This is a genomic window from Streptococcus marimammalium DSM 18627, assembly GCF_000380045.1.
Taxonomy (GTDB): domain Bacteria; phylum Bacillota; class Bacilli; order Lactobacillales; family Streptococcaceae; genus Streptococcus; species Streptococcus marimammalium.
The window spans coordinates 1-3,989 of record NZ_KB904352.1 but is presented as its reverse complement, the minus strand read 5'-3'; the positions used below and the strand labels follow the sequence as shown (position 1 = coordinate 3,989).

Genomic DNA, 3,989 nt, shown 5'->3' with positions numbered 1-3,989 from the left:
TATGATATGATAAGAAAAAGACTTTATGAAACAAGGGAGAGCGCAATGACGTTAATTTACCAATCAACAAGAGATGCTAAAAACACAGCAACCGCTAGCCAAGCGATTTTAAAGGGATTAGCAACAGATGGGGGGCTCTACACTCCTACTGTTTTTCCAAAGATAGATTTGGATTTTAATCAGCTAAAAGAGTTAAGTTATCAGGCTATCGCTAAAAAAATCTTAGCAGCTTTTTTAGATGATTTTACGCCAGAAGAAATAAACAAGCAAAAGCCCCTTCTTTTAAAGGAAGGAGCTTTATCATTATTGAGAGGTTATTGATTCCACAAACATTTGAAAGATAATCTTTATTATGATTGGCTATCACTTAATTTTAAATGTGGATAAGAAATTTTAGTTTTTTCGACTTCAAATACTTTTTGTGCTTCAAGTTCCGATTCATCAACATATCCTTCAAACCAGATTTTTGAAATATCTTCATGGTTGAAAAAATAAACTTGATTATTTATATTCCCAGAAGGATATATACAAGCAGAGTAGTCAAAATAACCAATAGTACCATTGTTATTATATAAGGGAAAACGGTTGATTATCATAATTTTACTAGTGCCATTATTAAGTTGCACTACACTACCAATTGGTAATATATTATTCATTAGATAGCTCCTTATTTAAATGTTTTATAATTTTATAACGTTCAATAACGTTTGAATAAGTTAGTAGAGAAGTGGCAAATAACAACAATTTTAGAATTTTTGGTTTCCTCCGCTAAAAACTCCTTATAATCCAAAGAGGAGAAAAAATGTTCTCTTACTTCTATATTGTCATATAGTTTTATGACATATTGTTTTGAAAAGTACAAGGCTATTAGACAAAAGATAAGGACTACTACAACATTTCCAATCACTTGGAGAGAAATAAAGTGTTTATTTAACCAATTTATAATTGGTAGAGATATCAAGGTTGCTAATACATTGATTGAATATCCAGTTGATTTTTTAGGATTAGTTGGGCTTGAAAAAATCTTTTCCAAGTCAGCATCGTAAAAAATATTATCTTGTTTAAATGTTCCTAAAGAAATTAATGTTTTTTTCATCGTTTTTACCTAAGAGCTAAATAGTGTTTTCTTTCTTTTAATTTAAGGGTGGGATGAAGTAAATTTAGTACATACCAGAATACTAGACTGCTGATGAAGAACAAAGTCATCGAGAAAAACAAAAATAAGAAAACAGATAGTGCCCATAAAACGACTAGTGTCAAAAAGATATACTGATTAGTCGTTACATTTTTTTTGGCCTCTGCCATTATTTGCTTTTTTTGTGCTAACGAAACTGTTAAGGGGATGGCTGTTAATTTTTTTGTCCAAGCTATTAGTTGTTTTCTTGAGTATAAGGTTATTAGAAATAAAAAGAGTAACAATAGAATTAAGTTAAATTGAAAATGAGACATTGGAAGATAGAATTGATCAAGTTGTTTGATGAGACTACCACCAGCAACATAAACAACTATTAGATACTTGTTTTCTGAAATAATATTTTTAGGCTCAGTCACTTCATAGAGTTGGTCGTCTGTTATATCTACATAAATAAAAGACTTTTCGTTTCTAACAAGTGATAATTTTGTTTTGTCTAGTAACACTCTTTTCCCTCACCATCTAATTGCTGAACCAAGCCCACTAAGGGTATCTGAAATGGCATCACCAACATCATTAATTTTTTCGACAACTGTATTAACAATTTTTTTGCTATTTGAAATAGAGTCATCAATGAACTGCTTGGTATTTTCAATAAAGGGTTTAACTACCCCATCGTAGGCCCAATCAAAAGCCATGGAACCAGCGACGCCGATAATAAAACCAGAAAATGCACCTATAGCTGCTCCTGTAACAGTTCCTAATATTGGTATAGGGATTGCACTTCCTAATGTAGAACCAATAGCAGCACCAACTTTTGCACCACCTAATCCAATAGCTACATGAGCTCCGGTTTTAATCATTGCATCTCCTACAGACTCACCATTTTTTCGTTGAATACTATAGTCAATGGCTGCTCCAATAATAGGGGCACCGTATTTAGCAACACCAGCAACAAAATGACTATAAGCGGGATTCACATTGAGAGGAACAGTATAATTACCTCCCCCTACAAGAGCTCCAGTTAGACCATATTGCATGTTTTGAGTGCTTTGTACTAGCCACTCCCAAGCTTTTGTCGTAAAGTGTTCAACAGCTTTATCTGTAATTTTGGATTTTAGCAATTCTGAAAGGAATGCAAATCCTGTAGTAGCAATTCCACTGCGAATTGACACAAAAGTTTCATGGTCAATTAGTCCTGTTTGATAATCTTCCTTTGCTTTTTTAATTATCACTTTTGAATTACTATCTAATTGATCCACATCAAAAGATTCTTTAGATTCTATATATGATTCAATTTTTTAACCCAGTCCATTTCTTTTTGTTTTGGAATATAAAAGGTTTGAGTTTTACTGTTCCAACTACTTTTTGCTTGATTTAATCCTGATTGAACTGCAGAAGCTAAACCTTCAATTTCCGAAAAAATATAGGGAGATGAAGAGTTGAATAGTAATAGACGATGGAGTTGCTCTTCTAATTCTCTCTTAATTTCTTGTTGAATATAGATTGATTCTCTAATATTGTATGTCAATCTCGGATTAGGTTTTTCTTTAAGATATTCTAAGTTCAAAAGTTCATAATAGCGTCCGACTATTCGATCTGCACGCATAATTTTATCCCGCAAATCACTCTCTCGCAAATCAATATTGCTAACTTCTGAAATATAACGATTAGAAAAGTTCTTGGCTGATAGTAAAATTGCTTCATTTAGAAGAACGCACCCCTTTAGTAGAGGAATTAGAACACTAGTACTATATATCTTAGCTGAATCATAAGCGCGACCAGATAGACTAGAATCATTATAGGAAAATTTGTTTAAAGTGTTTTGTAGATCCTCGTAGGCATTGTTTTGTTTACTAATAACACTTGCTAGACTATTGGTTTGGGCGTTATTATGCCCTAAATACATATCAATACTCATTTTTAACCTTCTGTTTTTGATCATTTTTATTTTGCATTGGTAATTGCCGATACATGAGAGACTGTTGTTTTTTTCTTAAATCTAACTCTAGTTGACTTAACTCTTTGTGTGTAAGTTTTTGAATTGATGTAAAAGCGTCACTATGTCTTTGAAGTCGATATAAACTTTCTGAATCTTTGAAGTTGCTTAAAACGTCTGTCAAAAAGTTTTGACTATCTTTTTCAATAGATTGAAAAAGATCATTGAAATAAGTCAGTAAATTTTTTTCGCGATTAAAGTTTTCCTCTTTTTCTTGATATGTTTTATCTGTACTATTCATTCAAGGTAAACCTCGTAGCTGGCTTGTCGAACTTAGATAATTGAGAACCAAGTTGTTTGTCCATAGCTTGAAAAGATGAAGATAGACTATTTATATTTCCAGACATAGTTAAAATAATATTAGCTATCTGAGATTCTGTAGACTTAACCAATTCAATTGCTTTCTGAGCACGTATATTACCGGCAACTGTTGTTCGCATATCTTTGGTCACCGTTCCACTTGTTACTAGATTTGATATTCCGTTGGCAAGTTCGGTTGCACGTTGACTTGCTAGAGTGGTATTGTTTTGTAAAACTGACATTTTCAAGTTTCTCCTTTTCTAGTCTACATAAAGTAAAATTCTTTGTATATATTATATCATTTTATTTATATATTGTAAGTTATAACATGATAAGCAGAAAAACAAGTGAAGTTTTTGAAATAACTGTCCTATTAAATCTTAGTATATATAGTGATTGTTAGTTTTCTTTTTTTGAATTTTTTCAAAGTAATCAAAAAACAGTCAATTTTTCTAAATGTACATGACTAAAGCACAACTTAAAGCAGATGCTGATCGTTTAGCTGAAAAAGCTTACGAAGACCAATGTACAACTGCAAATCCAAAAGAACCACTCATT

At 31.9% G+C, this 3,989-nt stretch carries 7 protein-coding genes and 1 pseudogene; 1 reads left to right on the top strand and 7 read right to left on the bottom strand.

Annotated elements, in window-relative coordinates; genetic code table 11:
• Positions 1 to 45 precede the first annotated feature (45 nt).
• Positions 46 to 264, top strand: a pseudogene (locus A3I1_RS0104390) (threonine synthase); the annotation flags it as partial.
• A gap of 86 nt (positions 265 to 350) precedes the next feature.
• Here the strand turns inward: A3I1_RS0104390 and A3I1_RS0104385 are convergent.
• The 7 genes from A3I1_RS0104385 to A3I1_RS0104360 are packed head-to-tail and all read right to left on the bottom strand — an operon-like array spanning position 351 to position 3,673.
• On the bottom strand, positions 351 to 656 hold the full coding sequence (locus A3I1_RS0104385) for a DUF4176 domain-containing protein (RefSeq protein WP_018370098.1): 306 nt from the start codon (positions 654 to 656) through the stop codon (positions 351 to 353).
• Positions 657 to 697: 41 nt separating this feature from the next.
• A complete protein-coding gene (locus A3I1_RS0104380; protein WP_018370097.1) occupies positions 698 to 1,096 on the bottom strand; it encodes a hypothetical protein in 399 nt (132 codons plus the stop codon).
• Positions 1,097 to 1,101: 5 nt separating this feature from the next.
• A complete protein-coding gene (locus A3I1_RS0104375) occupies positions 1,102 to 1,638 on the bottom strand; it encodes a hypothetical protein (RefSeq protein ID WP_018370096.1) in 537 nt (178 codons plus the stop codon).
• Positions 1,639 to 1,647: 9 nt separating this feature from the next.
• Positions 1,648 to 2,367, bottom strand: a complete 720-nt coding sequence (locus tag A3I1_RS08150) for a glycine zipper 2TM domain-containing protein (RefSeq protein WP_149031795.1) — start codon at positions 2,365 to 2,367, stop codon at positions 1,648 to 1,650.
• A 47-nt stretch (positions 2,368 to 2,414) separates the two neighbouring features.
• The gene (locus A3I1_RS08225) at positions 2,415 to 3,053 is read right to left on the bottom strand and encodes a hypothetical protein (protein WP_018370094.1); all 639 of its coding nucleotides are present in this window, start codon (positions 3,051 to 3,053) and stop codon (positions 2,415 to 2,417) included.
• A complete protein-coding gene (locus A3I1_RS0104365; protein ID WP_018370093.1) occupies positions 3,043 to 3,372 on the bottom strand; it encodes a hypothetical protein in 330 nt (109 codons plus the stop codon). The genes A3I1_RS08225 and A3I1_RS0104365 overlap by 11 nt, the downstream gene beginning before the upstream one ends.
• A complete protein-coding gene (locus tag A3I1_RS0104360; protein ID WP_018370092.1) occupies positions 3,365 to 3,673 on the bottom strand; it encodes a TIGR04197 family type VII secretion effector in 309 nt (102 codons plus the stop codon). The genes A3I1_RS0104365 and A3I1_RS0104360 overlap by 8 nt, the downstream gene beginning before the upstream one ends.
• Positions 3,674 to 3,989 lie beyond the last annotated feature (316 nt).